This is a genomic window from Microbacterium jejuense, assembly GCF_019511665.1.
In the GTDB taxonomy this organism is placed as follows: Bacteria; Actinomycetota; Actinomycetes; order Actinomycetales; family Microbacteriaceae; genus Microbacterium; species Microbacterium jejuense_A.
In genome coordinates this window covers 203178-218747 of sequence record NZ_JAEUAW010000003.1, presented here as the reverse complement: position 1 = coordinate 218747, position 15570 = coordinate 203178, and the positions used below count along the sequence as shown (strand labels likewise).

Annotated in this window: 13 protein-coding genes, 1 other RNA gene and 1 pseudogene; 11 read left to right on the top strand and 4 right to left on the bottom strand. The window is 70.3% G+C overall.

The window, feature by feature from the left end:
- Nucleotides 1–7: 7 nt before the first annotated feature.
- A complete protein-coding gene (locus tag JNB62_RS04915) occupies nucleotides 8–1312 on the bottom strand; it encodes an MFS transporter (RefSeq protein ID WP_220299745.1) in 1305 nt (434 codons plus the stop codon).
- Between the two features lie 25 nt (nucleotides 1313–1337).
- Here JNB62_RS04915 and prfB point away from each other — a divergent pair, with 25 nt between their 5' ends.
- The 4 genes from prfB to smpB all read left to right on the top strand — a co-directional run bounded on the left by prfB (nucleotide 1338) and on the right by smpB (nucleotide 5105).
- Nucleotides 1338–2450, top strand: a complete 1113-nt coding sequence (gene prfB / locus JNB62_RS04910; RefSeq protein WP_220299744.1) for a peptide chain release factor 2 — start codon at nucleotides 1338–1340, stop codon at nucleotides 2448–2450.
- A 70-nt stretch (nucleotides 2451–2520) separates the two neighbouring features.
- Nucleotides 2521–3642: a cell division ATP-binding protein FtsE gene (gene ftsE, locus JNB62_RS04905; RefSeq protein WP_220299743.1), complete on the top strand. Its 1122-nt coding sequence runs from the start codon at nucleotides 2521–2523 to the stop codon at nucleotides 3640–3642.
- On the top strand, nucleotides 3639–4553 hold the full coding sequence (ftsX, locus tag JNB62_RS04900) for a permease-like cell division protein FtsX (protein WP_220299742.1): 915 nt from the start codon (nucleotides 3639–3641) through the stop codon (nucleotides 4551–4553). Before ftsE ends, ftsX begins: the two co-directional genes overlap by 4 nt.
- A 75-nt stretch (nucleotides 4554–4628) precedes the next feature.
- On the top strand, nucleotides 4629–5105 hold the full coding sequence (smpB, locus tag JNB62_RS04895) for an SsrA-binding protein SmpB (protein ID WP_018171205.1): 477 nt from the start codon (nucleotides 4629–4631) through the stop codon (nucleotides 5103–5105).
- Nucleotides 5106–5124: 19 nt separating this feature from the next.
- Here the strand turns inward: smpB and JNB62_RS04890 are convergent, their stop codons facing one another.
- Entirely contained in the window at nucleotides 5125–5796 is a 672-nt protein-coding gene (locus tag JNB62_RS04890; protein ID WP_220299741.1) for an SIMPL domain-containing protein, read from the bottom strand.
- A 158-nt stretch (nucleotides 5797–5954) separates the two neighbouring features.
- On the opposite strand from JNB62_RS04890, the gene JNB62_RS04885 reads away from it, so the two are divergent.
- The 4 genes from JNB62_RS04885 (at nucleotide 5955) to JNB62_RS04870 (ending at nucleotide 9426) form a co-directional block, all read left to right on the top strand.
- Complete coding sequence (locus tag JNB62_RS04885) at nucleotides 5955–6653, top strand: SRPBCC family protein (protein WP_308291725.1); 699 nt, start codon at nucleotides 5955–5957, stop codon at nucleotides 6651–6653.
- Nucleotides 6650–8122, top strand: a complete 1473-nt coding sequence (locus tag JNB62_RS04880; protein ID WP_220299740.1) for a phytoene desaturase family protein — start codon at nucleotides 6650–6652, stop codon at nucleotides 8120–8122. Before JNB62_RS04885 ends, JNB62_RS04880 begins: the two co-directional genes overlap by 4 nt.
- Nucleotides 8123–8191: 69 nt before the next feature.
- Nucleotides 8192–8482: a hypothetical protein gene (locus tag JNB62_RS04875; RefSeq protein WP_220299739.1), complete on the top strand. Its 291-nt coding sequence runs from the start codon at nucleotides 8192–8194 to the stop codon at nucleotides 8480–8482.
- A complete protein-coding gene (locus JNB62_RS04870) occupies nucleotides 8479–9426 on the top strand; it encodes an SDR family NAD(P)-dependent oxidoreductase (RefSeq protein ID WP_220299738.1) in 948 nt (315 codons plus the stop codon). The genes JNB62_RS04875 and JNB62_RS04870 overlap by 4 nt, the downstream gene beginning before the upstream one ends.
- Nucleotide 9427: 1 nt before the next feature.
- Here JNB62_RS04870 and JNB62_RS04865 read toward each other — a convergent pair whose 3' ends face one another.
- Entirely contained in the window at nucleotides 9428–9937 is a 510-nt protein-coding gene (locus JNB62_RS04865; RefSeq protein WP_220299737.1) for a DUF2231 domain-containing protein, read from the bottom strand.
- A gap of 203 nt (nucleotides 9938–10140) precedes the next feature.
- On the opposite strand from JNB62_RS04865, the gene ssrA reads away from it, so the two are divergent.
- Nucleotides 10141–10511, top strand: a transfer-messenger RNA (tmRNA) gene (ssrA, locus tag JNB62_RS04860).
- A 180-nt stretch (nucleotides 10512–10691) separates the two neighbouring features.
- Nucleotides 10692–12377, top strand: coding sequence for a SulP family inorganic anion transporter (locus tag JNB62_RS04855; protein ID WP_220299736.1), 1686 nt, complete (start codon nucleotides 10692–10694; stop codon nucleotides 12375–12377).
- A gap of 13 nt (nucleotides 12378–12390) precedes the next feature.
- Here JNB62_RS04855 and JNB62_RS04850 read toward each other — a convergent pair whose 3' ends face one another.
- A complete protein-coding gene (locus JNB62_RS04850; protein WP_220299735.1) occupies nucleotides 12391–13716 on the bottom strand; it encodes a flavin monoamine oxidase family protein in 1326 nt (441 codons plus the stop codon).
- Between the two features lie 67 nt (nucleotides 13717–13783).
- Here JNB62_RS04850 and JNB62_RS19490 point away from each other — a divergent pair.
- Nucleotides 13784–15446 (top strand): annotated as a pseudogene (locus JNB62_RS19490) (ABC-F family ATP-binding cassette domain-containing protein).
- Nucleotides 15447–15570: the final 124 nt, after the last annotated feature.

Below are 15570 nucleotides of genomic sequence, written 5' to 3'. Positions count from 1 at the left end.
CGGGAGTTCAGGCGCGCGTGCGCGGCACGTACCGCGGCACCCACTTCACGAACGCCAGCGCGCCGAGCAGGCCGATCCCGCCCATGACGCCGGTCGCCACGGCGAGCGACGCGACCGCGGCGAGCCCCGACACGATGAGCGGCGCGACGGCGCCGCCGGCATCGGTGAGCGTGCGCCAGGATCCGAGGAACGCGGCCGGGTCGGACTTCGGCGCGACGTCGGCGCCGAGGGTGAGGAGGATGCCGCTCGACAGGCCGTTGCCGACGCCGAGCACGGCGGCGAACATGGCGAACCACATGGCCGCCTGCGGCACGTCGTGGGTGAGCGACAGCGCGATGAAGCCGGCCCCCATCAGCACCATGGCGGGCAGGGCCGCCCACAGCCGACCGAACCGGTCCATGACCTGACCGCTCGCGTAGAACAGGGCGAAGTCGATCGCGCCCGAGATGCCGACCACGAGCGCGATCGTCTGCGCGTCGAGGCCGATCGACACGCCCCACAGCGGCAGCACCACCTGGCGGGCGGAGCGGACGGCCGAGAGGGATGCCGCAGCCAGCCCCAGCGTCGAGAGCACGCGCCGATAGCGCCACATCGTGCGCATGACGCCTGTGGCGGGGCTGCGCGTCTCGCGTGACGGCAGGGGGATGGACCCGGTGACCGCCTCGCCGGTGTCTTCGGTGAGGTCGGCATCGATACGACGGGCCGGGGCTGGAGCCGGCAGCTGCTTCTCGGGGTCGGGACCGAGCAGCACCAGGAGGACCGTGGCGACGAGGCATCCTCCGAAGAACCAGATGGTCGCATGCTCATCGCCGAAGAGGGCGAGCAGTCCCGCGGCGATGAAGGGGCCGACGAACATGCCGAGGCGGAACGTGCCGCCGAGCAGCGAGAGCGCACGCGCACGGAACGACAGGGGAACGCGCGTCGTCATGAACGAATGGCGCGCGAGTCCGAACGCCGCCGCGCAGAACCCGATGAGGAACACCGCGATCGCGAACACGCCCAGCGACGGGGCGAGCGCCATGCCGAGGATGCCGGCGAGCGACACGATGCCGGCGATCGCCATCGTCAGGCGCTCGCCGATGCGCGCCACCGCCCATCCGGCCGGCAGATTGCCGCACAACTGGCCGACGACGAGCGCCGACGCGACGAGCGCCGCCGTGGCCACATCGGCACCCAGCTGCGCGGCGATGACCGGCACGAGCGGGATCACCGCGCCCTCGCCGAGTGCGAACAGTACGGTAGGGCCGTAGACCATGGGCCCGAACCGCCACAGCACGTCGCGAGCAGTGGGGGACTCGGCGCGTTCACTCATCGCTTCCACGTTAGTCTGGAGTGTCATGCTCGACTTCGATCCCTCCGCCGACATCCAGGCCCTGCGCTCCACGTTCGCCGACATCAAGGCCGTGGTCGACGTCGAGGCACTCACCGCCGACATCGCCCGCCTCAGCGAGGAGGCCGGAGCCCCCGACCTGTGGGACGACGTCGAGAAGGCCCAGAAGGTGACGAGCGCGCTCAGCCACCGCCAGGCCGAGCTCAAGCGCGTCACCGACGTCGAGCAGCGTCTCGACGATCTGGACGTGCTCGTCGAGCTCGCCAACGAGATGGACGACGAGGACTCCGCCGAAGAGGCCCGCCGCGAGATCGCCGAGCTCGAAGACATCATCAGCCAGCTCGAGGTGCAGACGCTTCTCGACGGCGAGTACGACGACCGCTCGGCCGTCGTGACGATCCGCTCCGGCGCGGGCGGCGACGACGCCACCGACTTCGCCGAGATGCTCATGCGCATGTACCTCCGCTGGGCCGAGCGGCACAAGTACCCCGTGAAGGTCATGGACACCTCGTACGCCGAGGGCGCGGGCATCAAGTCCGCGACGTTCCAGGTCGATGCGCCGTACGCGTACGGCACGCTGTCGGTCGAGGCGGGTACGCACCGCCTCGCCCGCATCAGCCCGTTCGGCTCGGCCGACAAGCGCCAGACGAGCTTCGCCGCCGTCGAGGTCATCCCCGTCATGGAGGAGGCCCAGGAGGTCGAGATCCCCGAGGGCGACATCCGCGTCGACGTGTTCCGCTCGTCGGGTCCCGGCGGTCAGTCCGTCAACACGACGGACTCCGCGGTGCGCATCACGCACCTCCCGACCGGCATCGTCGTCTCGATGCAGAACGAGAAGTCGCAGATCCAGAACCGCGCCGCCGCGATGCGCGTGCTGCAGACCCGTCTCATGCTGCTGCAGCGCGAAGAAGAAGCGGCGAAGAAGAAGGAGCTCGCCGGCGTCATCACGGCGAGCTGGGGCGACCAGATGCGCTCGTACTTCCTGTACGGCCAGCAGCTTGTGAAGGACCTGCGCACCGGGCACGAGGTCGGCAATCCCGCCGTGGTCTTCGACGGCGACCTCGACGGCTTCATCTCGGCCGGCATCCGCTGGCGCAAGCGCAAGGACGACGACGACTGATCCTCGGGATGCTGCGCCCTTGAGTGTCGCTGGACACCTGGATGAGGCATCCGCATAGGCTCGAAAGGCCATGATCCGGTTCGAGAACGTCACGAAGCGCTATCGCGGCACTGCGAAGCCCGCCCTGACCGATGTCGACTTCGAGGTGCTCCGCGGCGAGTTCGTGTTCCTCGTCGGCGCGTCGGGGTCCGGCAAATCGACGTGCCTGCGCATGATCCTCCGCGAGGAGACCCCCACCGACGGCAGGGTGGTCGTCCTCGGCCGCGACCTGCGCACGCTGTCGAACCGCAAGGTGCCGTACTTCCGGCGCCATGTCGGCGCCGTCTTCCAGGACTTCCGGCTGCTGCCCACCAAGACGGTGTTCCAGAACGTCGCCTTCACGCTGCAGGTGATCGGATCGTCGCGCGGCTTCATCCAGCAGGCGGTGCCCGAGGTGCTCGCGCTGGTCGGACTCGCCGGCAAAGAGAAGCGGTTCCCTCACGAGCTCTCGGGCGGTGAGCAGCAGCGCGTCGCGATCGCCCGCGCCCTGGCCAACCGTCCGCAGATCCTCCTCGCCGACGAGCCCACCGGAAACCTCGACCCCGGCACGTCGGTCGACATCATGCAGCTGCTCGCCCGTATCAACGCCGGCGGCACGACGGTCGTCATGGCCACGCACGAGGCGGGGTTCGTCGACCAGATGCAGCGCCGCGTGATCGAGCTGCGGCACGGCGAGATGGTGCGCGACGAGCGGCACGGCGGCTACGGCGACACGTCCAGCCTGCCGAGCCTGGCGCCCGAACCCGAGCGCGGCGCCGCGGCCGTGGCGGCCCTCACCGCCGTGCTCGAAGTGCAGCGCGAGGCCGCGATCGCCGCGGCGGCCGGCCTCGACCCGACCGCCGTCGCCGACGACGACGAGCTTCCCGCCTCGGGCGCGGTGGCGGATGCCGTCACGCCGCCGCCGTCGGCGCCGCCTGCGCCCCGCACGCCGGCCGCGACCGCCGCAGCGTCCGAGGCCGAAGCGGGGGCCGCCGCGGAGGAGGTCGACGGCGAGCCCGAGGGCGCGGCATCCCCTCCGCCGCCGGCGCCGCACACGCAGTCGATCCCCGTCGAACTGCCCGACATCGACGTCGAGGAGCTGGGGCTGGCCGATCGGCTCGGACTGCGCCGTGACGAATCCGACGGCGACGACGAAGTGGGGCCGACGTCATGAGGGCCGGGCTCATCCTGTCGGAGGCGTTCTCTGGCCTGCGGCGCAACCTGTCGATGGTCGTGTCGGTCGTGCTCGTCACGTTCGTGTCGCTCACGTTCGTCGGGGCGGCCATCCTCATGCAGATGCAGATCGCCACGATGCGCGATTTCTGGGTCGAGCGCGCCCAGGTCGCCGTCTACATGTGCACCAACATCTCGACGTCCGCCACCTGTGTGAACGGCGAGGCGACGCCCGAGCAGGTCGAGGACGTCAAGGCGAAGCTCGAGGGCAGCGCGCTGGCGCCGCTCATCCGCGAGAAGGTGTTCCTCAACCACGAGCAGGCATATCAGGAGTACGTCGACCTCGCCGGCGAAGACAACGCGAGCGTCATCACGGCCGACCAGGTGAACGAGACGTTCCGCATCACGCTGGTCGACCCTTCGCAGTCGGACGTGCTGCTCGAGGCGTTCAGCGGCATGCAGGGCGTCGAGGACGTCAAGGACCAGATGCAGTACCTCGATCCGCTGTTCTCGGCGCTGACCATCGCGACCTACATCGCCGTCGGCATCGCCGCGCTCATGCTGATCGCGGCGGTGCTGCTCATCGCGACCACGATCCGGCTCTCGGCGTATGCGCGGCGACGCGAGCTCGGCATCATGCGCCTGGTCGGGGCGTCCAATCGGTTCATCCAGACCCCCTTCATCCTCGAGGGCGTGTTCGCCGCGCTGCTGGGGTCGCTGCTGGCGAGCGCCGCGGTGCTGGCCGGCGTGCACTTCGGCGTGGACGCGTACCTGCGCAACCGCGTGGACTTCGTGACGACATGGGTCGACCTCGGCGACGCGTGGCTCGTGGTGCCCGTGCTGATCCTCGTGGGCGTGGTGCTGGCGGCGCTGTCGGCAGGATTCGCGATCCGGCGCTGGCTGCGGGCGTGAGTCGGCTAGACTGACAGGCTGCCGTGCACCCGGTGCGGCATGCTTCGACAAGCTCAGCAACCGTAGGAGACACGCATGCCCAGGGAACGCGGGGAGAAGGTCGTGGCGACCAATCGTCGCGCGCGCCACGAGTACGCGATCGAGAAGACGTACGAGGCGGGCCTCGTGCTCACCGGCACCGAGGTGAAGTCGCTGCGCGAGGGCCGCGCCAACCTGTCGGACGGCTACGCGTACATCGACAACGGTGAGGCGTTCCTCGACGCGGTGCACATCCCGGAGTACTCGCAGGGACACTGGACGAACCACTCGTCCAAGCGCACCCGCAAGCTCCTGCTGCACAAGGACGAGATCGTCAAGCTCTCGCACGCCATCTCGGCGGGCGGCTACACGCTGATCCCCTTGAAGCTGTACTTCTCGGACGGCCGGGCGAAGGTCGAGATCGCGATCGCGAAGGGCAAGCGCGAGTACGAGAAGCGCCAGACCATCCGCGAGCGCGAAGACAAGCGCGAGGCCGAGCGCGCCATGCGCAGCCGCAACCGGCTCGGCGAATAGTGGATGCCGGTCCCGCGGGTCAGCGGGCCACGAACCTCGCCTCGACGGCGGCCGACACCACGATGTCTTCGGGCTGGAGCTGCACGGCGGGTGCTCCGCCGGCGTCCGCCGCGTAGGCGGCCTTCGCCATCATCATGCGCGGCGCGGGGGCGGGCGACTGCTCCTGCCGCGTGAGCAGCCCGACGTCCGCGAGCTCGAGCGCCGTCACGTTCGACAGTCCGAGCGCGCCCGCGTATGCCTCGGCCCGTGCGACGGCGACGCCGACGGCCTGGGTGGCGACATCCTTCTCGGTCTGGGCCCGCGTCCCGGGCGTGAGCAGCCACTCGATCCAGCCGAGCTGTACGCCCTCGCGCTCGGCCACCTCGCCGGCCCACCACGACAGCACGGTGAAGTCCGTGAACGTGACCGAGAAGTCGACGCTGGCGTAGTGCACCGGCGCGAGGCGCTTGCCTTCGTTGTTCCAGGGGCGCTCGGACCACACCGAGACGCGCTGGCTCGTCCACTCGGGCACCGTGCCCGCCGTCTTGCGGGCGACGAGGTCGTCGCGGACCGGCTCGGTGAGTGCGGCCATGCGTTCGACGACCGCGCCGCGTTCCTGGCCCTCGGCGCGGATCGTGAGGTGCGCGATGGCGCGCTCGGGGGCGATGCGGATCTCGTGCTCACCGCGGACCGTGATGACGACGTCGCTCATGACGCCGACTCTACGTGAGTCGGCGTCACGTGCCGAGGTGCCGCGGAGGTCGCGCGCCCCCGCTTGTGCCACAACGGGGCGGCGGGCGCAAGCCGGTCCGGCGAGCCGGGCGGTCGTCGTATCGTCGCGGCATCGGACCGTGCAGGAGGAGGGACGCGATGTCGCGCAACGTGAGGGTGCTGCAGTGCACACCGGAGGACGTCTTCGAGGTGCTGGCGGACGGCTGGCTCTATCCGTCGTGGGTCGTGGGCGCTTCGAGGATGCGCGAAGTCGACGAGACGTGGCCGATGGCCGGCGCCGAGCTGCACCACTCGGTGGGGGTGTGGCCGGTGCTCATCGACGACAAGACGGTCGTCGAGCAGTTCGTGCCGTCGCGGCTGCTCGTGATGCGCGCACGCGGGTGGCCCCTCGGCGAGGCGCGCGTGACCATCGAGGTCAAGCTCCGGGACGACAGGTCGATCGTGCGCATCCAGGAAGAGGCGACCGCCGGGCCGGCACGGCTCGTGCCGCGCCAGATCATGGACGCGCTGCTGTACTGGCGCAACGCCGAGACGCTGCATCGGCTCGCCTACCTCGCCGAAGGCCGGGCGCAGGGACGCACGCCGCTGTCGACGGCGCAGCGCGAGATGGCTTCCGACACTGCGGGTTCTGCCGATGGTGCGGATACGGTCGACAGCGTGGAGCAGATGGATGCCGCCCGACCGGCGCCGACCGACGACCAGACTCCGGCGGACTCGCCCGACGCCGGGCGTATCGACATCGAGGCCAACGAGAATCCGCTGGGCGCGGCATCCCTGACCACTCCCGTCTCGGACGAGCGCGATCAGGGCGACGACGCGGCGCCTCCCGCCTCGTGAACGGCCGGCGCGGTGCCGTCGACGTCGACGCGGTGGTCGTCGGCGCCGGCCCGAACGGCCTGGCCGCGGCGGTGACGCTCGCGCGAGCGGGACTGCGCGTGCGCGTGTACGAGCGGGAGGACGCGCCGGGCGGCGGCGCATCGACGCGAGAGCTGACGATGCCGGGGTTCCGCCACGACGTGTGCTCGGCGGTGCACCCGATGGCGTTCGAGTCTCGGTTCTTCCGTGAGTTCGGGCTGCGTGACCGCGTGGGCTTCGTCACGCCCGACGTGTCGTTCGCGCACCCACTGGGCCTTGGGCAGGCGGGCATCGCCTACCGCGACCTTGCCCGCACGCGCGACGCCCTCGGCGCGGACGGCCGTGCCTACGAGCGGCTGATGCGCCCGCTCGTCGAGCGTTCCACGGCCGTGGCGGACTTCACCGGGTCGTCACTGCTGCGCATCCCGCGCGACCTGCGCACGGCGATCGCGTTCGGCCGCCGGGCGCTCGAGCAGGGCACGCACGCCTGGAACGTGCGGTTCCGCGACGCCGCGGCGCCCGCGATGCTCACCGGCGTCGCTGCGCACTCGATCCTGTCGCAGCCGAGTATCGCCGCCGCGGGTGCCGGTCTCGCGCTCACCGCCTACGCCCACGCGCGCGGGTGGCCGATTCCCATCGGCGGGAGCCAGGCGATCACCGACGCGCTCGTCGACGACCTCCGCGCCCACGGGGGTGAGCTGGTCGTCGATCACGAGGTCACGGACCTCGCCGCGCTGCCCGCGGCGACGGTCACGCTCCTCGATGTCACGCCGAGGGCGCTCATCCGGCTCGCCGGGGCTGCGATGCCGGCACGGTTCCGGCACGCGCTGGAGCGCTTCCGCTACGGCGACGGCGTCGCGAAGGTCGACTTCGCGCTCAGCGCTCCCGTGCCGTGGACGCACCCAGAGCTGGGCCGCGCCGGCACCGTCCACGTCGGCGGCACGCGCGCGGAGGTGGCGGATGCCGAGAACCAGGTGCATCGCGGGCGTCTGCCCGAACGCCCCTATGTGCTGGTGTCGCAGCCCTCGTTGTTCGACGAGACCCGGGCGCCCGCAGGCATGCACACGCTGTGGACGTACACGCACGTGCCGGCCGGCAGCCCCGCCGACCGCCGCGAGGCGGTCGTGCGGCAGATAGAGCGCTTCGCCCCGGGCTTCCGCGAGGTGATCGTCGCCAGCAGCTCGCGCAGCGCCCGCGACGTCGAGGAGCACAATCCGAACTACCCCGGCGGCGACATCGCCGCGGGTGCGCCGAACCTGTGGCAGCTGTTCCGACGACCCGTGCTGGCCACGGATCCGTGGCGCACGCCCATTCCGGGCGTGTACCTCGCCTCGGCGTCGACATCGCCTGGCCCCGGTGTGACCGGCATGCCGGGATGGTTCGCCGCCCTGAGCGCTCTTCGTCACGACTTCGGCACCCGCGCGCTGCCCGACCTCTCGCCGGGTTCCTGATCTCGCTGCGTCATCCCGTCCGTGTCAAGGGGGAGTTCCGCAGCGGGGATGCCGTCTAGCGTCGCCGGCATGGAGCCTCAACACGAGAACACGGAAGGCGTCAGCGTGCCGGGCGAAGACGCGTCGACCGGGCCGCTGTCGAACAGCGAAGCGCTGCGCAAGGACATGTCGTACAGTCCCGCAAGCGAGTCCGAGACCAGCCAGAAGCAGGCGGACCCGCTGCCGGATGCCCTGGACGGAGACGTCGACCCCGACGATGTGCGAGTGACGCCGGGCACCGGCGGGCCCGATGACGAGGGCGATGTCGCGGTCGACCCGGACGACCTCAACCTGCCGACGTCGCCGCGCGAATCGTCGTGAGCGTCGCCGTGGACCCGGTGGTCGTCCTCGTCGGTGCGTCCAGCGGCATCGGACGGGCGACCGCGCGCCGCTACGCGCGCGAAGGTGCGCGCCTCGTGCTCGCCGCCCGCGGCCGGGATGCGCTCGAGACCGTGGCCGCCGAATGCCGCGACCTCGGCGCGGCGGTGCTCGTGGTCCCCACCGACGTGACGAAGCCGGACGACGTTCACGCGCTGGCCTCGGCAGCGGTCTCGGAGTACGGCCGGATCGACGTGTGGGTCGGCAACGCCGGCGTCTTCGCGTACGGCGCGTTCGATGAGCTCCCCGCCGATCTGTTCCGGCACGTGGTCGAGACGAACCTGATGGGGCAGGTGCACGGCGCGCGGGCGGTCCTGCCCGTGTTCCGCCGTCAGGGCACCGGCACTCTCGTCATGGTGGGGTCGCTCTACTCCCGCGTGGGGTCGCCCGCCATCTCTCCGTACGTCGCGAGCAAATGGGGCGTGCTCGGTTTCGCCGAATCCCTGCGGCAGGAGCTCCGCGGCACGGGGGTCCGCGTGCGGGTCGTCCTGCCGGCATCCATCGACACCCCGATCTATCAGCATGCCGCCAACATGACGGGGCGTCAGGTGCACCCCCTGCCGCCGACATCGTCGCCGGCCCGAGTCGCCCGGGCGATCGTGAACGCACCGCACCGCCGTCGCCATGCGCTCTACGTCGGACGCCTGCAGCTGGTGGTATTGGTCGTGCATCGCGTCGCACCGGGGCTCTACGACGCGGTGGTCGGGTGGCTGATGGACCACGTCGAGCTGCGCGGCAGCGGTGTCGAACCCACGGCGGGGACGGTGTTCGATCCGCCTCCTGTCGCGGGTCCGGTCACGGGCGGCTGGCGGTCGCATCGCGTCGGGGCGACTGCCGTTGCGGTCGCCGCGGTCGCCGCGCTGGCGTTGGTCATGCGTCGCAGGTAGGTCAGCGGAAGCCTTCCATCTGAGTGCGCTCGTCGGCCACGCGAACCCCGTAGCGGTACGCGAGCTTGCCGCCCAGCCAGCCCGAGACGCCGAGGACGGCCAGCCCCACGATGCTGAGCACGAAGCCGACGATGCTGACCTCGTCCTGGTCGTCGGCCGACAACCGGACCAGCAGATCGACGACGAAGAGCACCACGACGCCGAGGTTCAGCGTCAGATGGATCGTCGCCGTGCGACGCGCAGCCGTGCTGCGACCGAGCTGCGCATAATCGATGAATCCCCACACGGCCGCGAGGACCGCACCGACCAGGCCGATCACGATGAGCACCCACGCGCCCCGCACGTACGGCTCCGGATCGTTCGAGACCAGCCCGATGATGTCGAACACGAGGCTCGCGATCCAGGCGCCGATCGGGATCGTGACGAGGATCGGGTGGAAAGGATGCCCGTACGGGCCGGCGAGGGCGGTACGCGGATGCTTGGCTCGGGCGTGCGGGGTGTTCTGCGACATGGCTGACTCCTTGGGTCGATGGGCTCAGCCGACCAGATCGCCGGGCACCGCGCAGGGGGATTGACAACGCCGAGTGGGCGGGAATGGCGAGGGTGCGGCATCCGTTATAGACTGATGTGCTCGGTAGCTGTTACTGCCGCGATTGACAACTCCACAGTGTGACAACGGCCCTTCGACAGAAGGAACAACCTCGAACGAGGCACGGGGATGATCGGTTTCGACATCGCCTGTGAATCTGCGAGAAGCGGGCCGAGGATGCAGGGTTATCTCGTGAACGCCCCCTGCAAACCAATAACTGCCGAAAAGAAGCAGTCCGACTTCGCCCTCGCTGCCTGAGCAGCGAGCCCGAGTCCGTCAATCCGTGACTGATCCCGTCACGGGTATTGGCGTCATCTAGGGATCTTGCTGCGTGACGACGCCTGAGCGTCACGCGGGACTCTTATCAGGCTGGGCTCGTCGACTTAGGTGTCTGTGACAAAGGTCGGAGCCGAGTAGAACGCTCGCACAGACTGCGCCCGGAGAAGCCGCCGTTACTCAGCGATGGACGGGGGTTCGATTCCCCCCATCTCCACAGCCGTTGTCACTGGATGAAGGCCCCGGCTTCCGCGTCATACGCGGGAGCCGGGGCCTTCGTCGGAATGGCCGCCGTGGGGGATGCTCCACCGCCGGCCGCTCGCTGCTTGCCTGTGCTCGTCCGCCTCAATCACGCAGATCGTGTGATTGAGAGCAACGCGGGATCGTCCACGCTGAGGGGATGAGCGAACGAGCAGGATTCGGCAAGCCGACGGGCAAGGACGTGGTCTCGGGCTTCGTCACCGGGCTGTTCTCGATCCCCGAGGGGATGGCGTACGCGAGCATCGGGAACTTCTCGGCTCCGCTCGGCCTGTGGTCGGGGATCGTGCCCACGATCATCGGCTCGATGTTCGCGCGGACCGTGCTGATGGTGACGACGCTCACGAGCGCGATCGCCCTGACATCTCACAGCGTGCTCACGAGCGCCGGTCTCAAGCCGAGCGACATCGGGGCGGTGGCGACGCTCACCGTCCTGACAGGCGTCGTCATGCTCACGCTGGGACTGCTGAAGCTCGGTTCGGTGATGTCCTACGTCTCGACCGCCGTCATGACGGGGTTCACCACGGGCATCGCGTTGCAGATCATCGCCGGCGTCATCGACGACGCGACGGGCTTCTCTCCCACGAGCCACAACACCGTGGGCAAGTTCATCGATGCCGTCGTCAACATCGGACAGTGGCAACCGGTCACGGTGCTCGTCTCGGTGAGCACGGTGGTCGTGTGGCTGCTCGTGCGGCTCATCAAGCCCATCAAGGCGCTGGCCACGCTCATCGCCCTCGTCGTGGTGAGCGTGCCCGTCGCGCTGCTCGGCGCAGACGTCCAGCTCGTCTCGGACATCGCGACCATTCCCCGTTCGCTGCCCCCGTTCACCTTGCCTGACATCAGCACGATTCCGGCGCTGGCGACGGGGGCTGTCGCAGTGGCGCTCGTGGCGCTCGCACAGGCAGCCGGCATCAGTGCCGCCGTCGCCAACCCGGACGGTTCGCGCTCGGACGCATCGAAGGACTTCTCGGCGCAGGGCCTGGCCAATCTGGCCGGAGGCTTCTTCGGCTCGCTCCCCACCGGCGGCTCGCTGTCCCGCACGGGGGTGGGCACGAGCGCGGGGGCGCGCACACGGTGGTCCGGGATCTTCGCGGGCATCTGGCTGGCGATCATCGTCCTGGCGATCGGGCCGCTGGCGGGGTACATCCCCATGGCCGTCATCGGCGGCCTGATGATCGTGATCGGCGGCGAGCTGATCGTGGGCCGCGCCGGCGACATCGCGCTCGTCTTCCGCACGTCGGCGCTGTCGGCCGTCGCCATGCTCGTCACCTTCGTCGCGACGACAGGGCTGCCGCTTCAGCAGGCGATCTTCCTCGGAGCCGGGCTGTCGATGATCCTCAGCCTGGCGGCGATCTCGCGCACCGGTCGGATCCTCGGCCTGGAGAAGTCCGACGGCGGATGGCGCATCTCTGCCCCACCGGAAGAGCTGCCCTCCGATCGGACGACGGTGCTGCATTACACCGGTGGCACCGTCTTCGCTGAGGTCAACCGGCTCGAGGAGGAATGGCCGCGGACGGCCGGGGCGCGACGGGCGGCGATCGTCCTCTCGCTGGGCGCATCGCCGATGGTGCCCTCCGCGACGTTCCTCAAGGCGCTGGATGCGATCGCGCTCAAGCTCCACCGCCAGGGTGTGCGGCTGGTCGTCTGCGGCGTGCCGGAGCGGTTCCGCCTGCTGCTGCGTCGCACCGGCAGGCTCGAGCACCTGGGCGAGGACGACGTCATCGCCCAGACACCCAAGCTGGGCGAGGCGCTCGACATCGCGTACGCCCGCGCAGAGACCCTTCGCGCCGGGCAGCTGGCGGAGGACGACCCGGCCGCGAGCTGATCTCCGCGCGGCGTCAGGCCGACCAGAGCCGGTCGATCGCGACGTCGTCGCCGAGGACCCGGCACGCGGCCCGGTGACCCGAGAGCATGGCCGCCGGCACGGTGGCGGGGTCGTCGGTCCAGGTGGCTTCGCCCGCGAGGTGAAGGATGTCGCCGATCGGGGTGGCGAGGTCGTCGTGGTCGGCGGTCGTCGAGCCCACGGTCATGTAGGCGTACGAGCCGAGTGAGAACGGATCGTCCTGCCAGGCGGTGATGTCGACGCGGGTCGGCTGCTCGACGCGATCGCCGTACAGTCGGCGCAGCTGCGTGAGGACGGAGTCCACGACGGCGGATTCGGACCAGGGGCGCGTCGCGATCGCAGCAGGACCCGCGGCGAAGGTGAGGAGCGTAGGGACGCCGTGCAGCGGGGTGAGGTCGTACCAGGAATGCCACCATGCGCTCTCGGGGCCCTGCTGGCGGATCGCGTAGACGCCGTCGTCCCAGAACCTGGTGGGGAAGCGCAGGAACACCTTCTCGAACGCGTTCATCCGAAGCCGCCCCAGAGCGCCGGCGACGGTGCCGGGAAGTGGGGGATCGATGACGAAGGCGTCCGACTGCAGCACGCCCACCGGCACCGTCACGATCGCGGTGCCGGCCGTGAAGACGCCGCGGTCCGTGGTCACGGTCACCGATCCCCGCGACCAGTCGACGTGCGACACGACGTGCTGCAGCCGGACGTCGAGGCCTTCCGCCAGCCGGGCAGGAAGCACGTCGTATCCGTCCGGGAAGACGACTTCGTCGCCGTCGATCGAGTCGTCGTCGAGTCCGTGCGCCGCCAGATCCTCGATCCAGGCGCCGTACTGCTCCTCTGACCGATGCTCCAGGTACTCGCGCACCCGCTGCGTTCGTTCGGCGTCCCAGTCCTGCAGCGCGAGCGCGCGGTCGGTGACGTCGCGGTACGAATCGTCAGGACCCGACGCCGCCACGACGTCAAGCAGGGCAGCATCGACGACACGGATGTCGTCGATGAAGCGCCGGGCGGCGGCATCCGTCAATCTCCTCCCATCGAGACCGTAGTACGCGATCGGGCGGCTGTCGGGCTGATACCCGCCCACCGTGAACTCCACCATGCGCATGCCGAAGGCCTCGGCTGCGGCGGCGACCGGGCTGCCGATGACGCCATGGATCCACGAAGCGCCGAGGTCGGTCGCGAGCCCGTCGACCCGGGCTGTCACCACGCGGCCCCCGACGCGGTCACGGGCTTCGAGCACCACCACCGAGAGTCCCGCGTCGACCAGCAGCTTCGCCGCGGAGAGCCCGGCGACACCGGCGCCGACGACGATCGTGTCGAGATGTTCCACGCCTGCCATCCTCGCGCAGGGACACCCGGGTGCGGTGCCGGCGAGCGCGCGCTGAGAGAATCGACGCATGACCGCAACACTCGTCGCCCGCGGACTGGCCGGCGGGTACGGCCACCGCACGCTCTTCGACTCGCTGGACCTCACGGTGGCCCCAGGCGACGTCGTCGGCGTCGTCGGCGCGAACGGCGCCGGAAAGTCCACGCTCCTGCGCCTGCTCGCGGGAGTCGACGAGCCGCAGGCGGGCTCGGTGACCCTCTCGCCCGCGGACGCGTTCGTGGGCTGGCTGCCGCAGGAGCATGAGCGTGTCGCGGGTGAGTCGGTCGCGGACTACATCGCCCGGCGGACGGGGTGCGCGCAGGCGACGAGACATGGATGCCGCGGCCGCCGCGCTCGCAGACCCGTCGCTGTCGGCAGGCGACGCCGATCCCGCCGACGTGTACTCGGCTGCGCTCGACCGCTGGCTGGCCAGCGGTGCCGCGGATCTCGACGAGCGGCTCCCCCTCGTCCTCGGCGAGCTGGGTCTGGACCTCGGCGGGACGCCCGCCGACCGGGCGAGCATGGTGTCGCTCTCGGGCGGACAGGCTGCCCGCGCCGGCCTCGCCGCGCTCCTGCTCTCGCGGTTCGACATCGTCCTGCTGGACGAGCCCACGAACGACCTCGACCTCGACGGCCTCGAGCGGCTGGAGGCGTTCGTGCGGGGACTGCGCGGCGGGGTCGTGCTGGTCAGTCACGACCGCGAGTTCCTCGCGCGCAGCGTGACGCGCGTGCTGGAACTGGATCTCGCGCAGCATTCGAACCGGGTCTTCGGCGGCGGCTACGACGCGTACCTCGAAGAGCGCGAGACCGTCCGGCGTCATGCGCGCGAGAAGTACGAGGAGTTCGCGGGCAAGAAGGCCGACCTCGTCGCGCGGGCGCGGACGCAGCGCGAGTGGTCGAGCCAGGGCGTGCGCAACGCGATGAGGAAGTCGCCCGACAACGACAAGATCCGCCGCAAAGCGGCGACGGAGTCCAGTGAGAAGCAGGCGCAGAAGGTGCGCCAGATGGAGAGCCGGATCGCCCAGCTCGAAGAGGTCGAGGAGCCTCGCAAGGAGTGGCGGCTCGAGTTCACCATCGGCGCGGCGCCGAGGTCCAGCACCGTCGTTTCGACGCTGAGCGCAGCCGTCCTGCGACAGGGGGCGTTCACGCTCGGACCGGTGTCGCTGCAGGTGAACGCGGGGGAGCGGATCGGCATCACAGGGCCCAACGGGGCCGGCAAGTCGACGCTGCTCCGAGCGCTGCTGGGCAGGCAGGAGCCGGACGAGGGGACCGCGAGCATCGGAGCGAACGTCGAGATCGGCGAGAGCGACCAGGCGCGGTCCCTCCTGGTCGGCGCACGCCCGCTGGCAGCGGCGTTCGCGGAGCTCGTCCCGTCGATGGAGTCGGGCGAGGTGCGTACGCTCCTCGCCAAGTTCGGTCTCAAAGCCGATCATGTCGGACGACCGGTCGACGAACTGTCGCCGGGGGAGCGCACCCGCGCAGCGCTCGCACTCCTCCAGGGGCGCGGCGTGAACGTCCTGGTCCTCGACGAGCCGACGAACCACCTCGATCTGCCGGCGATCGAACAGCTGGAGCAGGCACTCGAGTCGTACCGGGGGACCCTGCTCCTGGTCACGCACGACCGGCGGATGCTCGACGCCGTCGAACTCGATCGCCATTGGCGGGTGGAAGGCGGACGCGTCACCGAGCTCTAGTCCGCTCGCGCGTCATCTGCGCTGGCGCTTCTCGAACGACTTCGGCCCGGACCTGTCACATCCGCGGTCCTCATCCGGTCTCTGCTGATGACGCGCGCGGGAGCGCGATGAGCGGAGAGGGTTC